A 16,888-nucleotide genomic window follows, 5' to 3' on the forward strand; every position below is an offset into this window, starting at 1 on the left:
TTATATTATTTTTTAAAAATGAATACAATATCAGTTACTAATTCTATATCTCCTAATTCTTCTATTGCATCAAATTGATCGTCAGCATTATACAACTCTACTTTCCCATAGCCCTTGCTTTTTGCCCATTTTCCTGTAAAAGTTTTAAGGGCGGCTTGTTCTAAGAGTTCTTTTGTAAGAGGTTTACCTTGTAGCATTTCATACCCAACATGAAATTTTAGAGTGTGTAAATTTACGGATTCTCCGCCAGGATACTCTACATAACTGCTGTTTTTTTGCCACTGTCCAAAAATACCATCCAATTCTTTTCCAGCGTCTTTTGTTAAGTTAGCAAAGCCATCATTAATAATAGTTTCACCCAGGCTAAGATCAGTTAATCCTGTTATTTTATTGTTTTGTAGCGTCTGATTTAGACCGTAAGGTATGAAAATATCTCCATAAAAATATTTTTTATCTTCTATAAGCGGGAAAACATTAGGATCTGCAAATTTTACCCTACACCTAAACTTGTCTTTCAGTAACGGTTCACTTTCATCGAAAACTTTTTTTGTATCATATCGAAAATCATGAAGCTCATAATAATATTCTTTTTTTCCCTTTCTGAGTAATTTACCTACGTAAGTTTCCCCCGTTTGAGAATGTAGAAACCTTATCTCTTTGGAAGATTGCTTTGCAAAAAAGAAGTTTTCCATTGCAATTTGCCCTTCGTTTTTATATACTACTAACGCTTCATCCATAAATTCTTTTGCAGCGGTTCTTTCTCCTGAAAAAATCTCTGCTCCTTTAAAGAAAACAGTCACACTTTTTTGTGAATCTATTACTCTTTCTATATAAAACAGTAGCTTTCTTCCTCCTTGTCCCAATAAATAAGCAGGCAAAACGTGAGGTAAAATACCAAGAGCACCAATAGTAAGGGGTTTATAGGTTTTTTGCGTTCCTTTGATAATTTTTACACCATCTATTGTTGCTTCATAAGGTTCAAAAGCAATTTTTTTAGCTTTAATAGCGGTGTTCAGCTCTTCTGTTAATCCTTTTACATTAATGAAATCGGTAACCAAACGTGCCCACATCGCATAATGTATATATTTGGTAACGACCGGATGATTTTTTCCAAACTCCGGAATCATAGTAGCCCCAAAGGCAGCATCTATAGTTACACCCGCGGTGGCATATGCGACACCAATTGTACTTCCTGCCTCTATCGCAGCCATTATTTCTCCAACCCCTATCAAACAAAAAGCGAGTTGAACAGTAACTTCTGCGGCGAGTATAGCGGTTTCCCAAGTTTCTTCATTATATAAAAGATATACAAAGCAGGCAGGGAGTAAATAAATTTCTCCTTTTTTAAGATTATATTTTTCAATATTTTCAACAGGTGTAATGCTTATAATATCCAAAGGATTACAGGATACCTGCTTTTGCAGATCTTCAGCACTCATATCAGACAAAAAAGGAGCTGCAAGAGTAGCTTTTCCTATTTTTACAAATAGATTAAGGTCTGTGATAAACTTCAGTTTGTTATGTACCGTATCAAATTCCTCAATATTATGATTTCCAAAAGTTCTGTTGTCAAACAAAATCTGTCTCCCAAATTCAAGAGCATCAGCGTATTTTTTGCCCATTTCTCCTTTTTTAATGTAAGTCATATAAACACTGGTGATAATGGTACAAACCTGTGAGAACGCTTTAAATTTTAGATTATTAAGTAAATGAAAAAGTTTTCCTTCCTGTTCCAGACATATGATAATATCGAAAAGAGCCTGTTTATCCGAGCAGGTTTTAAACAGTGCAGCAACAATATCCCCGTCATTAAGACCTCCCGATATGCTAAATCTTGGAAAAGAAGATTCGTCTTTTTCACAATACATTTCAATATATTTTTTTCTCTGATCAGGATTTAAACTGAAAAAAGGAGTATCGATAAACCATTTGAACATGCTTCCTCCTGCAGTAAGGTTTTCTTCTACAAAAGAATTCATATCCTCAATACTTTTAATTCCACCGTCTTTCAGAATTCCCATTTTCTTTTTATAATTCTTCAACTGAGTAATTAATTGTTTTAAATCTTGAGAAGAAAAGTCTCTGCTGTTGTTGATGTGAATGCCAAAATAATTGTAGGGATCTGCTTTAGACATAATCCATTCATTATAAGCGTATTTTTCTTCAGCCCGCATTTTGGCAATAGTTCTGTTGACCTCCTGTAAAAGTTTTATAATTCCCTTTTCTTTTAAATTTACCCTGTATTTCAAAACCTGACTCGGTACCGTAAATCTAGATTCCTGTTTAGAGTTTTGTTCGCTGGTGACAAATTTATAATCTTCGATAGCATCATTAAAAGCAGATAAAATCTCTTCATACGTAAACAGAAATGCTTCTTTTTTGTCGGCTATAATATTAGTGATGACATATTCTTTAAACGTCATTTTACGATCATATCCTTCAAATTTATAAACATTTTGTGATGTTAATGCTTCCAGATAATATTGTGACCTATTGGTAATAGCCATATACAGCTCATTTTTGCTTCCTAACAGATAGAATATCAGTAAATCTGTATTACTCTGGTTCTTTAGAAATACAGGATCATTATATTCTTCAACCAGTTTATTGATATCCCCATAGGGTAAAAATGTATGGAAGTAAGTAGTCCCATTTTTTTCATCAAAATGACCATATTTGTTTTTAGGTGAAATTCCCAAAGCACTTATTCTGTCAATTTTGGGTATTTTAACCGAAGTGCCCTGATGAACTCCTAATGCTTTTATTGATTTCATCTTTTTAAGTTTAATTGTTGAAAATAGAAATGGTGGAAGTGCTCCCACCATTTCGTTAACCTTTTTTAATCTAAAGTACTTTCCGTTTTATCCGAATGACTTAATTGTACGTCCCTGTGATCAAAACTTGTTTCTGTTTCAAGTTCTGAAGGATTTTCACAATTATCCGTGTCGGTTTCAGGGAAGATCGGTAACGGCTGGTTAACCGGTAATCCCGTAGACTTGTCCTGAAGAATGGTAAGCGTAGTAGGGACTCTTGTAATCCAGTATTTACCTTGTGGTTTTCCTGTAGGCTCTCTCATTTCATCTACAATACTCATATACATCGGATCACCAATTACTGGTACTTCACCGCCATTCCAGATTTTTCCTGTCGTCATAAAGAACTGTACTGCGTCTTCAAAACCCGGTTTTACGGTCACCACTACTCTCGCCATACCTGCCTGTAAGAAACTTCTAAACAAAGGATCTACGGATTCGCTCACATACATTTCCTGCCACATTTTGCGGTTCGCCCAATAGTATGGGTAGAAAGTATAATCCATGATCTCCCATTCAAATGCCTGTTCCATAAACTTCGCAAGAGCAGTATATTTATCCAGATTCTCATTAAGGAAAACCTGGAAATTTTCCATTTTGTCTCCATCGGTAAAGTTTTGTCCTAACACATTCAGGTAATCCTGTAACAGATAAGCAATACAATTGTGCTTCAGCACATCATGCTCCATATATCGGTAGAAAGTCCCTTGCTTTTCTTTTGCAGCAGCTTCCTTTTCTTTCTGCTCGGCATCCAATCTTGCCTGTTCTTCCTGAAATTTCTTGTAAGCTTCTTCGTATGCTTTGATAATAGCATTAAAGTTTTCGGTTTGCCATTGTAGCATAAATGCATCAGAAAGTTTGCAGTAAAGAGTAACATTAAGAGTAACATCTTCAATATTTCTACCTCTGTACAAGAAATTGAAAGTTCCGGAAAGGTTTAACCCATTTTCCCAAACAGTATCCTGATTGATTCTGCCTCCAAAATTTAAATTTCTCTCTCCTCCTTTACCGTTGCTGCAATAAAACTCACTGTTATGCCATCTGGAATTTCGATCCATGTAATATTGGATCTTCATATCTTTGGCGGCATAATTTTGTGTGATATTGATTGATGTTCCTACTGCACCAAATGAGCCGGTTGAATTAGGTCGGCCGACAATTTCCTGGTACACTTCCACATTTTCTTTTGGAAGTTCGGTCAAAGTTACACCATAAATATCTACCCAATGCTGAAGTAATTCTCTGGTTGCTGCTTTTGGACTTGCCATGTTCCAAGGTTCCGGAGCTTTTCTCGGGTCGACAGGAGCTGTAAGAACCTGGCCTTTAGATACTGCTAAAGCCAATCTGTGAAGTTTTGCCGGTTCGGGAACCATAAATTCAAACATGGTACGCTTGCCATAGTTGTAAATCTGGTTTTTCATCTTTTTATCGATCCAACGATATACTCCTGTAATATGTTGTGGAGGAATATTGGTAGTAAGAGATTTTCCTCGGTTATCAAATTCATGGACATTGGTTTCCGTGTATTCTTTGATAATTTTCTGTACCCTTTCCTCATTAATTTTGGTCAGAACTCTTTCCATTGCTCTTTCCGTAATCTCCTGAGATTTCGCAACAGCTTGTCTCGTACTGTCATGTTGAGCCGTATTGTTTGCATAATCTGCACCAATATCCAGTTTATACCCAGGATTGTAACTGAAATGTGCATAAGCAGTAATACTTTGTTGCTTATCCAATTCTTTCGCTACTTCTGTCTGCATATCTGTTCTGGAAGTTTTGGAAGTATCAGAAACTTTCTCTGTTTCTACCGATTTAGATGTAGTATCCGTTATTTCAGAATAATCTCTGGCAACAGAAGATTTATGTCTCAGTTCGCTTGCCATCACATTCTCAATATTGGAGACTTCTCCAGGAACATAAGCATGAACGCTTTGTACTACTTTCAGATAGTCGGCAATTCCCAATCTTTTGATTCCGAAGTTCTTTCTTTTTGAGGGTTCAGCAGATTCTTCTTCTCTTGGATTAGCTTTTACCAGTTTTAAAGTTAGCATTCCGGTATGAATCTCTCCATTGGCAATTTTCTGGACATCACCATAAGCTTCTCTCCCGTTCGCGAAGGTAATTTCAACTCTGAAATTGTATATACTGCTAAACTTATTAACCAAACTTGCAGGTAAGGTAATCTTGTTATCCACCACTGAAATATTGCCGTAATTTTCTTCAATATGCCCCAGATTTGTATCTGCGATAATTTTAGCATTCGCAACTTCCCAGGATATATCTTCCACCTCAAATGAAAAACTTAAGAAACCACGGCTAGACATCAATGACAGTCCATAGGTATTGGCAATAAGAGAATATGCCATTGGAGTTCTTGCTGTGTTCTGGATCACCGGAATAGATGCCCCTCCAAGGTTGACATACTGTTGTTGCGGCAAAGATGTGTTTTCAAGAGCCGTCTGAGTGGAAACTGAAATCTCCTGCTGTACATTCGATATAGCTTCATTAAAGCTTTGTAAACCACTGTCAATTTGCAAAACTCTTTCCCCGATACGCATTTCTCTGCCAGAAATGATTTCTGCTTTTCCTTCAATGTTTTCTCTTGAGGCATTTTCTGTATCAGCATCTGAAAACAACTCAATAAATAAATCAAATGATTCAGGAGACAATTTAGACTGAAGCTCTGAAATATCAATTTCATTTTTATAAGAGAATTCAAAGGCAGGCACTTCCAATTCTTTTAGACGCTCATGAAGCTTTTGTAATTCTTCTTCAGGAGCTTTTGTTTCTTCAAGCTGAACTATTTCTTCAGACAGTTTTGCGTATTCTTCCAATTGCGGCTGATATTTTTTTTGATATTCAGCATAGGTAACCTGTTCCGTTTTGTACTTGGAAGTATAATAGGATTTCTGAAGTTTTTCTAATTCAGAATTTAAATTCTGTAATGCTCCTTTTCTGTGAAGAGCTTTCTGGGCTACCAAAGCGGACTCTGCTTCATTAGTCAATCTCTGACTGGTAATTTTATTTACTATTACTGTAGATGCGGTTCTTGAGGCTACAGAAGATCCTCCTGAAACTGATTCATCTTCTACAAATAATTCTTTTGGAAGTACGATCTTACCGTTTAGCGCGTTTTCAAGAGGTTTTTCTCCATTAGCTTTTAATACATCCGCATCAATAGTCATGTTTTGAGCAAATCCTAAATGGATTGCTTTTAAAATATGGGTAATTGCCTCTTTTACATAGAAATCTTTCTGGGAAACCACCTGATAGATTAAGTTGTTCCAAAGAAGATCAAAAATCTTAAGACCTTCTCCGTTCAACTCTTTATTGGAATCGATTAATGTCGCATAATAGCTTTTGGTATATGCTAAATCCTGATCATTTACTTTTTCTTTTTTAGAAATCTTCCTTCCTATAATCAATAACTGACTAAAGATTCCTGTTTCAAGTTCTTTCTCTGTTTTGAATGAAGTATTTGCAAAATTCCCTGATTTCACAGCATTCTCCATTGCATTGATCTTAGCTGTAGAAGCAGCTCTACCAGATACAGCAGTATCGAAAATACCCGCAATTCCTTTTGGTCTGTGGATGAAGCCAAGATTTCTTCTTTTGGTTTCTGTAAGCTGTGGGTTTCTTAAACTCACGAATCTGAAAAGCGTCTGAGACGCATTGCTGTTTGTTGACATTTTTTGTAAATTTGTTTTGGTTTTATAAAGGTTAAGATTTGAAGCCTCTTTTTAGTAGAGTTACTTCAGGTTTTAGCCTTATTTTTTTAGGTGGTCTTCAGGCTAAATTATATCCACCTTGAGTTTTAAAGTCTAATTTCATTTCTGTGTTGTTTCTATAATGCAAATATCCATCAGGGAAGCGACAAAACTTGACGTATTAAATTCATTTTCAGATGTTTTTGTTATTTTTTTACAGTTTTCTGATAATCAGTAAGAAAGATTTACAGAATGTTTTTTGGAAAGGTTGAGAAAGAATTTTTAAACTTTAAAGTAAGCTCTACTTGCTATATTTAGAGCATATAAGCTATCTATCTTCTGATTTTTTTATAGCTATTTATATTGATTATTAAAACTTTATTAGAAAACCTAAACAGTAAATCATTAATTTAATTGCTGGAAATCAGCCTTGGTTTTTTTTCATTCTTAAAAATTTTAATTACAAAAAATATTTTTTTCAGCTGATTGATCTATTGAAAGAAAAGTCTAATCAAAAACTGAACATTAAGGGAATTATATTTTTACTTTTAAATATTCAGGTAAATTCTTTTAAGAAAATCATTATTTAAAAATTTTTCTACATTTACGGCAAACACATAAAAAATGCTGATTAAAGTCTATGGAAGTGCCATTCATGGAGTGGCGGCACAAACCATTACGATAGAAGTAAATATAGATACAGGCGGAGTCGGCTACCATCTGGTCGGACTTCCGGATAACGCCATCAAAGAAAGCAGTTATAGAATTTCTGCCGCTCTAAAAAACGTCGGCTTTAAGATTCCCGGAAAGAAAATTACGATCAATATGGCTCCTGCAGATCTCAGAAAGGAAGGCGCTGCTTATGACCTGAGTATTGCCATCGGAATTCTTGCCGCTTCAGATCAGATTGTTGCCGAAAATATTCAGGAGTATGTGATTATGGGGGAACTTTCCCTTGACGGAACTTTACAGCCCATAAAAGGGGTTCTTCCCATTGCGATTCAGGCACGCGAAGAAGGTTTTAAAGGAATTATTCTGCCCAAACAGAACACCCGCGAAGCAGCAATTGTAAACAGTCTTGATGTTTTTGCCGCCGAAAATATTAAAGAAGTTATTGATTTTTTTAATGAAGGTAAACCACTCCCAAAAATCGAAGTGGATACCCGGAAAGAATTTCAGGAAAAGATTAACGATTTTCCATTTGATTTTTCTGAAGTGAAAGGACAGGAAGCAGCCAAAAGAGCCATGGAAGTTGCTGCAGCGGGAGGACACAACATCATCCTGATCGGACCTCCCGGAAGCGGAAAAACAATGCTTGCCAAAAGAGTTCCGAGTATTTTACCGCCTTTAACTTTAAAAGAAGCGCTGGAAACAACCAAGATTCATTCCGTAGCCGGAAAGATGGGTACGGAAACGTCACTCATGACGGTGCGTCCTTTTCGATCTCCCCATCACACGATATCAGATGTTATTGTATAGAATGTGGTACATTCGTATATTTGCATAAAAACAACTGTATGTTAGCTATTTATGCAAGATTATCAAGAGAAGATAAAGAATCAAAATCTATTGAAAATCAAATAAAATCAGGAAAGGAATTTGCTACTTCTTTAAATTTAGATTATAAAGTTTATAAAGATGATGGGATTTCAGGTACATCAAATATTGAAGATAGACCAGGTTTTGAAAAACTGATTGAAGATACAGTTAATGGATTTATAACTCATGTATTTGTTACCAATCAGGATAGATTAGAAAGAAGCCCAGAAGTATGGTTTGCAATTTCCAAAATTTTCAAAAAACAAAATGTTAAGCTTTTTTTTGAAGGAGGTAAACAATTTGATTTCGATGATGTTGATGCTATGTTTATGGGAAGCCTATCTTCTTTGATGAACAGACGATATGTTGAAATTATTACTAAAAAAAGTAAAGCAGTTATTGAAAGGAATGTAAAAGAAGGAAAAATACATGGTATGATTCCTTATGGCTTTGATAAAGACAAACATGGATATTTAATTATTGATAAAGAGGAAGCTGAAATTGTAAAAAGAATCTATGCTATGTCATTAGAAGGAAAGGGAACAGACAAAATAGCTGAAATACTTAACTATGAAGGAATTCCTACTACTTATCGCAAATTGGAAAAAGGAGGAGTTTACAAAATTAGAGATAGATATAACCCCAATATTGTAACAGAAAAGAAAAAAAGTGATGCCAAATGGAGAGGTAGAACCATTCAAGGAATCATTAAAAATACAATTTATAAGGGGCAGAGACTTTGGAGGGGAAATTACTATTCTGCACCATTAATCTTTGATGAGGTATATTGGCAAAAGGTTAATAGTAACTTACAAAATAACAGAAACAATACAGGGAAGAAAGTTGAGCATAAATACTTGTTAAAAGGTATAATTAAGTGTAATTGTGGTAGAAACATGTATGGAAGAAGTAGAATGAACAAGAGAGACCATACGTATATCTGTTCATCTCGAAGATATAAAGGTGAAAACTGTGGAAACAGAGCTATCAACATTGATAAGATTGAAAATCTAATTTGGGAGCATTTTTTCATAAGAAAAGAACTTTTAAATATGTTAAATCAAGCCCCGGATGAAAGAGATAAGCTACTTGAATCTCTTATAAAGGACAAAGAGATAATAGAAAATAAGATTAATGAAAGTCAAAGAGAAAAAACCAATTTAATCAGAAACGTAGCTAAGGGGAACCTTAAAGATGAAGATGTAAAAGATGAGGTTGAAAGAATTGAGAATGATATAAATAGACTAAACTTAGAAAAAATTCAGCATGATTCGAGGATAGCAGATGTCCAAAATTTTGAGAGTTTAATCGTTGAAACAAGAACAGATTTTGAAAAGTATTCAATAGATGTAGATTTTGATACAAAACGAACATTAATTCATAAATATATTGATAAGATTATCATTGCCTACAATAAGCAGTCAAGCACATCTAATCGAACGTACCATATTCAAATTGAATTTAAAAATAATATCATTAAGGAAAATTACATTTTCAATGTTAATAAAGGACTAATTATTTCACTAAGAGATAGGGAGTTTAAACTTTTATCTGATGAAGGAATTGTTTCTATAATGAACGCTGAAACACTTAACAATACTTCTTTTGTATATGGTAATTCTTATTTCCCAATGCCCTTTTTAGATAATGAAAATACTATTACCTCATTGAAAAATGTAATTTTTCCATACGGAAATGTTAAGAATTGGGATTTAAAAAAGGTTGTTGATTTTTATAAGAAAAATACTGCATGGCTATCAAACGATTCTGGAATTAATATTAATACAGAAGATAAGAAACATCAAAGTTATAAATGGCTGTCTGAAAATTATAAAGAATTTAAAGATAAGCCAATAGAAAACTGGATTACATTTCTGTATGATACCTTTAAATATTCAAAAAACTAAATTCAAATAATTTATAAAAGTAATGTTCATTCCTGAAATGAGATTTCCATATTCTGGATAAATCCAAATTTCCAAACATATATTATAAGAATAACTTTAAATAAGTTTTAATGTGACACGTTTTGTCGTTCCCTATATATAAATTTGGCTAAAATTAATTGATGAGGAAAAAGAATATAATTAAATGTCTGGATTTATGGGAATATCAAAAAAATCTTTAAGTTCAATTTTTAAAGCTGTACAAAGTATAATAGCTGTCTTAAAAGTTATGTTGGTTCTGCCATTTTCAATTCTGGAAATAGCTGTTTTCTCCAAATCACACAGGGAAGCCAAATCGGTCAAGGAATATCCTTTGGATTCCCTGATATTTTTGAGTCTTTCTCCCAGATTCTTTTGATATGATATAAATTTATTAGAGTCTATTGACATTGATGTCAATATCATCTTTTATATTTGCTTGAAGGGTAAATATTAATGTTTATACTAGCTTGTAATTTTCACAATCCATTGAAATTTTGTAAACTTGCAGACCCTTCATTCACACAAAAAATAGCCTTTATGATGAAAAAACTACAGGTTTTGCCTTTATTGTGTATCAGTATATGTGGATTGGGGCAAATTCCAAATTTCCCTACTTCCCAAGCCCCTACTCCAAGTAGTCTAGGGAACTTTTCAAATCCAAATTATGGAAGTCCAGCAAGGTCTGTTGTTCCCTCTGTTCCTCATGGTGGGTTGTACAATTCCAGAAGCTCACAAATTCAGCAACAGAATGCAAAAATGATGGAAGAAGACTTTAGGAAAGTGGCTCAGGAGCAGGAGCTCAGAAATAAACAGGAGAACTATTACAGACAACAAGCCTTAGAAGATTCTTATTATAATCTGCCTTCATTTTCAGGAAAAGCAGGTACACAATCCTATTATGATGCTTACAATCAATTAGCCTCACTCAATACTGACAATTACTCTATAAGTGAAGCCAATTTTATTGTGGAGAATGCTTTTTACGGGAATAAACAAAATTATAATCAGTTTAAATCTGGAATTCAGAAAACAGCAAAACAGCTCTTGCAGAAAATGAAAGAGAGAAAGCAGGATACTGAAAGCAATACAGATAAAAACCTGATGATTTTTGAATACCTATCTAAAGGAATGAAGCTGGGAGGAGTTCTGCACAAAGCTATTAAGTATGATTTTGAGGATTATATGGGAGCAAAGGATTGGAGCAAAATGTTTGTTTCCAAACTTCTTAGAACAGGCTCTGGGCAATGCCACTCCATGCCTTTGTATTATTTGATGCTGGCAGAGGAAATGAATGCAGAAGCTCATTTAGCCTTTGCTCCAAACCATACTTATGTCAAGTTTAAGGATGAAGAGGGAGAATGGCAGAATGCAGAGCTTACCAATGGAATATTTACTACAAGTTCTATTATTCTGGAATCAGGCTATATAAAATCAGAAGCCTTGCAGAATGATATTTATATGAAAGAGCAGAACAAAAAAGAGTTATTAGCCCAGTTCTATGCAGATTTAGCCAATGGTTATGCTCATAAATACGGAATGGATGAGTTTGTAGGAAAGACTTTAGACAAGGCACTGGAATACTCACCAAAAAATATATATGCAAACCTGCTGAAATCAACTTTTCAACAAGCTAAACTGGAATATGTAGCAGGGCAATTAGGTATTAAAAACCTTGAAAATCCTGAGGAACTACAAAATATCAGATTTTATCCGAGAGCATTGGCTTTATTACAGGAAACTAAAGCCCAGTTCAATAATATTGATAATTTGGGTTATGTCCCAATGCCTGAGGGTGCTTATGAAGAATGGTTAGGTAACATGAAAGGTGAAGCCAGTAGGCAGAAAAGTGAAGCTCTTGCTGAAAGAATGAGACAGATTAATGCTGAAAAGCAAAAGCAGAAACAACAGGAAGCTTTGAGGAAAACTCAGGAACAAAAGAAAAAAGAATCTCAGCAGTCTAACGAGAAAGCCCAGTATTTCCCAATAGACCCGAAACATTTATAACAATAATGAAAAAATATTTATCTCATAAAACTATATCTATCATATCCTTAGTGTTGCTATGGCTAAGTTCAGGGACGGTTAAAGCCCAGAATAACCAGTTTTACAATGATGCTTATCAGACTATTGATAATATGCTGAATGATAAGCAAAAATATAGCTTTAAAGATGCTGTATTTAGTGTAGAGAATGCTTATTTTCAAGGAAAGTTAGACACAATACAACTCAATAACGAAATCAGGTTTTTAACAAAATTTGCTAAAGCTATTATAGCTAACAGGGATTTAAATTACAAACAATCTGATAAAGATAAAGTAAGCAAATATGCAGCAATATACTCTATTATGTGCCAGACTTTGCCTATTGCTGTAAAAGACACCGTAATACAGTATAAGCCTTTTAATTACGATTTTAAGGATGTGTTTGGGCATAATGATATTACCAACTTATTTGTATCTAAATTATTGGCTACGAAGAAAGGGAATTGTAATTCTATGCCTTACCTCTACAAAATACTAGCAGAGGAATTAGGAGAAACAGCCAATTTAGCCTTAGCCCCTAACCATGTGTACATCAAACATCAAATTAAATCTGATGGATGGTATAACACTGAGCTTACCAGTGGGATGTTTCCTCAGGATTCATGGCTCATGGCTTCGGGGTATATCCATTTGGATGCTATTAAAAACGGTGTGTTTATGAAAGCCTTGAATGATAAGGAAAGTTTAGCATTGTGCTTATTTGATTTAGCGCAGGCTTATAACAGGAATTTCCCGGGCAATGATGGTGAGTTTGTTTTAAAAACAGTAAACAGAGCAATAGAAATTTATCCCAATTTTGCTAAAGCTCTTATCCTGAGAGCTGAAACTCATAAACAGCAGTTTGAAAAATTGATGGATAAACAAAATTTGAGTTCTACTAATCCTGAAAACATTAAAAAAGCCCAACAAGACCCAAAGGCTAAAGAACTCATGGAGCTTATGACAAAGGAATACGGGCATATTTATGACATTGGTTTCAGACAGATGCCAGAGGAAATGTATTTGAATTGGTTGGTTTCTCTGAGAACCGAGAGAGATAAATATGAGAATAAAAAATTAATGAATAACTTTACAAAATAACAAATGACTATGAAAAGAATTGTATTGACTGGTTTTGTTCTTCTCACTGGAATTACACAAGCTCAGGTCAAGAAACCCCAAGGTAAGCCAAAAGCTGAAAAGAAATGGGTAAATCCTGTAAAACTTACTAAAGAAGAGAGAAACAGACCTTATATGGATGAGGTTTTGAAAACCAGAGATTCCATTACTCCTGAAGAAGCTGAAAGAAGAAGAAAAAATATTGCTATTGGAAATCCTTTTAAAGACCGTGGTTATTATCCTAAGATTGCTACATTAAGTAAAGGAAAATACTTAGAATTTCACGATATGGATGCTGTAGTTAATATTGGTTCTGTAAAATACAACAGGAAAACCAAAGAAATTACAGAGTTCAGGGAAATAGATTTGAGTGACCCTGATGCACAACCTTATCTGGATACAGCAGGTAGATGGTTTTCACCAGACCCTTTAAGTGAAGAGTATTCGAGCTGGTCTCCTTATAACATGGTTATGAATAACCCAATAAAAAATATTGACCCTGATGGAAGAGGTGTTCTTGATAACTTCCAGTTACTTCAAAATGGACAGGTTAAGTTAATAGAAAAGACAAATGATAAAACTGATACATTATTTGCATCAGATAGTAAGGGTAATGTAGATAAAAGTAAAAGTGTTACTGTTCAAAAAGGAATAGTTGGGCAGTTACAGTATCTCCGAGATGGTAATACATCAGACATTTATCCAGCTTATCATCAGGCTATAAAAGAGCATACTTCATCTACTGAGAGTGATATGACAAGTCTATTTGATTTTTCAGCTAAGAATTCTAAAGTTGAATTTTCATTGACTGACTTTAATATAGGTGATAAAAGATTTATATCTCTCCAAACATACAATTCAGATGAAAAGTCACCAGGCATGAGCCAAATTGGTGTGGCAGAAGGAAGTGAAAGAAGGCTAATACATAATCATCCTAGCAAGGATACTTATGACAGTAGTTTTACAGAAATAAACTCAATGGGTTATAAATCACAAAATGGAAGAACAAAAATTTCTGGAGACTATTACAATGTAAGAGGAAATGGTACTGGTAAGGCAATCAATTACAAATATCAAACTTATTTCCCTAACTCAGGGAATCTTTACAACATTACTCCTCAAGGGATTAAACTAATCAGAAAAATTAATAATAGTAAAGATTTACAATAATGAGAATTACAATAATTTTAGCTTTTATTTATTTCTTGTTTACATCATGTGAAAAGAAAAAAAACAATACAGATTTAAATGATAATTTGTATAATATTTTAATAAATTATCAGAAAAAAAATCCATTTAAAGAAGCTCCTGAAAATTCAATTTATGTTTATGAGGTTTATTTTTATCAGGACAGCACTCTATCTGTTACTCTTAGTCCTATTGGAGTAAATCGTGAGGAGAAAAATCTCTATGGTATCTATAAGGATGAAACTTTAAAAGCTACCTACATTATAGATAATAGCAGAATTGGAAAAAACTTTGTAAAAAAATATTTTCAAAAAGACTTGGAAAAATTTACTCAAAAAGATTTTGTAATTAACGATGCTATGTATCCAGAATATATTTATAAAATCAAGGGTAAAAATCTAATATTTAAAGACTCTATAAGAGGTAATATTCATAAGTAAAATTGTATTATAATATATAATCACAGATAGTAGTCAATAAGAGATAATTAAATCTTCCTTTTTAGTTAAATAAAATACTGATAATTAATTGTTTAATATATTAAAAACGGAACATTTGGCTTTACGAATATAAGACCGTAAAAATTCCCTCTAAAATTGGAGGGAATTTCTCTTGTCTAAAACCTCGTAAGGTCTATGCCTTGTCTTTCGATTTATAAAGAATTTTGCTCGGTAACACTGATTTTATAGTTTGGAATAGTCTGAATCTCTTTAAAATATTTGTCATATCTACGATTTAAAGGAACCATTTTTACAAAGTCTTTCATTTCACCATTAGCCAACTCAGCAAAATGTTTTTCCAGAGTATTTCCCAGAGATTCACCAATTAATTCTTTTAGGTGAGGATTGATAAAGTAATTGATTGTGAACTGTCCTATTTCATTACAGTTTAATCCAATCTTACAAAAAGGTGTTATAAATTCCTCACATCTGAAGCAGTTTCCTAAGTTTGGAGTTTCAGTATGATTGCATTCAATTCTGGTTCTTAAATCATTAGTCTCTAAAAAGCCTTGAATTTCAATCAAAAGCCTCTTTAAGCTATCGTAACACCCCTTTGTTGTTTTATTCGATTTTTGGGTCTCTAAAGTGGCAAATTTGGCAAGCTTTGAATTGTGGTAGTTCTCTTCAAAAAAATGAGCAAACAATTCTGGATTCAAATCAGGTATTTCTTTCTTCGTTTCCAGAAAAACAAAAACTACAAGTTTCTCGATATATTTACCCGTTGAAAATCTACATTGTGCAAGTGCTGTTTTGTTTTCCAGAATTTGAGCACGGGTTGGATAAACTTTGTTAGTGGTTACATTTCCCTTTTTATCAATCCCGTTCCAAGCCAGATAATCTAATACAACCTTTTGAAAAGGTACAGAATTGAGGTAATTGTAACGAAGAATAGTCACCGTATCACTTCTGTTCTCATCAATTGGAAATAACCAACTATGGAGCTTGTAATAAAATCTATTCTCTATCATGGCTGTTATTTGTGTTTTTCTGGCTATTGGTAACTAATGCACCAATGATTCCAGCACCAACAATAAGAATAACTACAATTAAAACGGTATTATCATTACTGTTGTTGCTTGGTCTTTGATAGCCAGTATCTTTTTTAACGTAGCTTCCATCGGGTTGCTGGGTATAATAATCATCAACATTAACCCTTTCCCCTTTAAACGAAGGTGATTTATCCTCTGGGGAACTGAACGGGTCAACATCACTATTTTGATTGCTGGGCTGTACATTGCCAGATTGATTGTAGTTTCTGTTTTCAGAAGGTTGTGCAGGTTGGTAAACATCTTCAAACTTTGGTGTTTCCAGATTCTCTACCTTTTCCAAAGACTTTTCTAACTTTTGCCCGATTTTACTGGGTTTATTGTTTTTCAAAATCTCATCAGCAACCCTCACGCTTTCACTCTGGGTTTCTTTCATTCCAATTACAGGGTCTATACCAGAAGGATTGGAATTGTAGTAATCCTGTTGTGTCTGGGCTTTAACAAGGGCTGTAAAAAACAGTAAAGATAATAATAACTTTTTCATATTCAGTGATTTAATTGTTATTCCTTATCCAAAAACACTTGTGTAGTAGTGTTGTTTATCCATTGAATTCGAGTGGAACTTATTTTTTTGAACTTATACATTCCACCAGAATTTCCAGCTATGATTGTAAATTCATAGTACAAATCTGAAATATCTTCATTTACTTTTGCTAGCTGTCCCGTGCTGGCTGTTTGTTGCAATACACTTTTCCAGCTCGTATATGGAGTTACCAAAATGAAGTCATCTGAGGAAAATTTGAAGTATGCAGAATTACTCCCAGAGATTTTCCAGCTCCCCTGAATCCACGAAGGAGGGTGGAAATATACCGTTTGTACAGGGGTGTTTTGCTGTGGTGTTGAATCATCATCGTTGTTAGAACAGCTTACGATAGAAACAGCCATCAAGACTGCAATAAATAATTGTTTCATAAATTGAATTTTATTGTTCATAATTTTTAAGTTATAAACAACAAAAAAGTGAGGTACTTTACCATGTATAGTAATACGGGCTCAGCAAAAGCCTAGACACATATACAGGAAAGTC

11 protein-coding genes and 1 pseudogene are annotated in these 16,888 nt (G+C 33.9%); 6 read left to right on the top strand and 6 right to left on the bottom strand.

All coding sequences use genetic code 11. The annotated features are described in order from the left end of the window. Positions 1–5 precede the first annotated feature (5 nt). Positions 6–2,774 carry a hypothetical protein gene (locus H6W53_RS21545; protein WP_228457806.1) on the bottom strand — a complete coding sequence of 923 codons (2,769 nt, stop codon included), beginning with the start codon at positions 2,772–2,774 and terminating at the stop codon, positions 6–8. A gap of 65 nt (positions 2,775–2,839) precedes the next feature. Next, positions 2,840–6,502 carry a hypothetical protein gene (locus H6W53_RS15165; RefSeq protein ID WP_185207966.1) on the bottom strand — a complete coding sequence of 1,221 codons (3,663 nt, stop codon included), beginning with the start codon at positions 6,500–6,502 and terminating at the stop codon, positions 2,840–2,842. Between the two features lie 642 nt (positions 6,503–7,144). On the opposite strand from H6W53_RS15165, the pseudogene H6W53_RS15170 reads away from it, so the two are divergent. Together H6W53_RS15170 and H6W53_RS15175 are read left to right on the top strand one after the other, a co-directional pair. After that, positions 7,145–7,990, top strand: a pseudogene (locus H6W53_RS15170) (YifB family Mg chelatase-like AAA ATPase); the annotation flags it as partial. Between the two features lie 47 nt (positions 7,991–8,037). Further along, on the top strand, positions 8,038–9,966 hold the full coding sequence (locus H6W53_RS15175) for a recombinase family protein (protein ID WP_185207970.1): 1,929 nt from the start codon (positions 8,038–8,040) through the stop codon (positions 9,964–9,966). A 180-nt stretch (positions 9,967–10,146) separates the two neighbouring features. Here the strand turns inward: H6W53_RS15175 and H6W53_RS15180 are convergent, their stop codons facing one another. Then, on the bottom strand, positions 10,147–10,410 hold the full coding sequence (locus tag H6W53_RS15180) for a helix-turn-helix domain-containing protein (RefSeq protein ID WP_228457807.1): 264 nt from the start codon (positions 10,408–10,410) through the stop codon (positions 10,147–10,149). Between the two features lie 114 nt (positions 10,411–10,524). Between H6W53_RS15180 and H6W53_RS15185 the strand changes: the two genes are divergently transcribed. From H6W53_RS15185 to H6W53_RS15200, 4 genes are read left to right on the top strand one after another with little or no spacing between them, the layout of a single operon-like run. Then, positions 10,525–11,991, top strand: coding sequence for a hypothetical protein (locus tag H6W53_RS15185; RefSeq protein WP_185207973.1), 1,467 nt, complete (start codon positions 10,525–10,527; stop codon positions 11,989–11,991). A gap of 5 nt (positions 11,992–11,996) precedes the next feature. Beyond that, complete coding sequence (locus H6W53_RS15190; protein ID WP_185207975.1) at positions 11,997–13,109, top strand: hypothetical protein; 1,113 nt, start codon at positions 11,997–11,999, stop codon at positions 13,107–13,109. A gap of 9 nt (positions 13,110–13,118) precedes the next feature. Further along, positions 13,119–14,297, top strand: coding sequence for an RHS repeat-associated core domain-containing protein (locus H6W53_RS15195; RefSeq protein WP_185207978.1), 1,179 nt, complete (start codon positions 13,119–13,121; stop codon positions 14,295–14,297). Next, positions 14,297–14,755, top strand: coding sequence for a hypothetical protein (locus H6W53_RS15200; protein WP_185207980.1), 459 nt, complete (start codon positions 14,297–14,299; stop codon positions 14,753–14,755). The genes H6W53_RS15195 and H6W53_RS15200 overlap by 1 nt, the downstream gene beginning before the upstream one ends. 212 nt (positions 14,756–14,967) lie before the next feature. On the opposite strand, the gene H6W53_RS15205 is transcribed toward H6W53_RS15200, so the two are convergent. The 3 genes from H6W53_RS15205 to H6W53_RS15215 are packed head-to-tail and all read right to left on the bottom strand — an operon-like array spanning position 14,968 to position 16,794. After that, positions 14,968–15,783: a hypothetical protein gene (locus H6W53_RS15205; protein WP_185207982.1), complete on the bottom strand. Its 816-nt coding sequence runs from the start codon at positions 15,781–15,783 to the stop codon at positions 14,968–14,970. Then, positions 15,770–16,345 (bottom strand): hypothetical protein, encoded by a 576-nt coding sequence (locus tag H6W53_RS15210; protein ID WP_185207984.1) that lies wholly within the window; start codon positions 16,343–16,345, stop codon positions 15,770–15,772. Before H6W53_RS15210 ends, H6W53_RS15205 begins: the two co-directional genes overlap by 14 nt. 17 nt (positions 16,346–16,362) lie before the next feature. Continuing rightward, on the bottom strand, positions 16,363–16,794 hold the full coding sequence (locus H6W53_RS15215; RefSeq protein WP_185207986.1) for a hypothetical protein: 432 nt from the start codon (positions 16,792–16,794) through the stop codon (positions 16,363–16,365). Positions 16,795–16,888: the final 94 nt, after the last annotated feature.

This window comes from Chryseobacterium sp. C3 (genome assembly GCF_014218905.1).
Classification (GTDB): Bacteria; Bacteroidota; Bacteroidia; order Flavobacteriales; family Weeksellaceae; genus Chryseobacterium; species Chryseobacterium mucoviscidosis.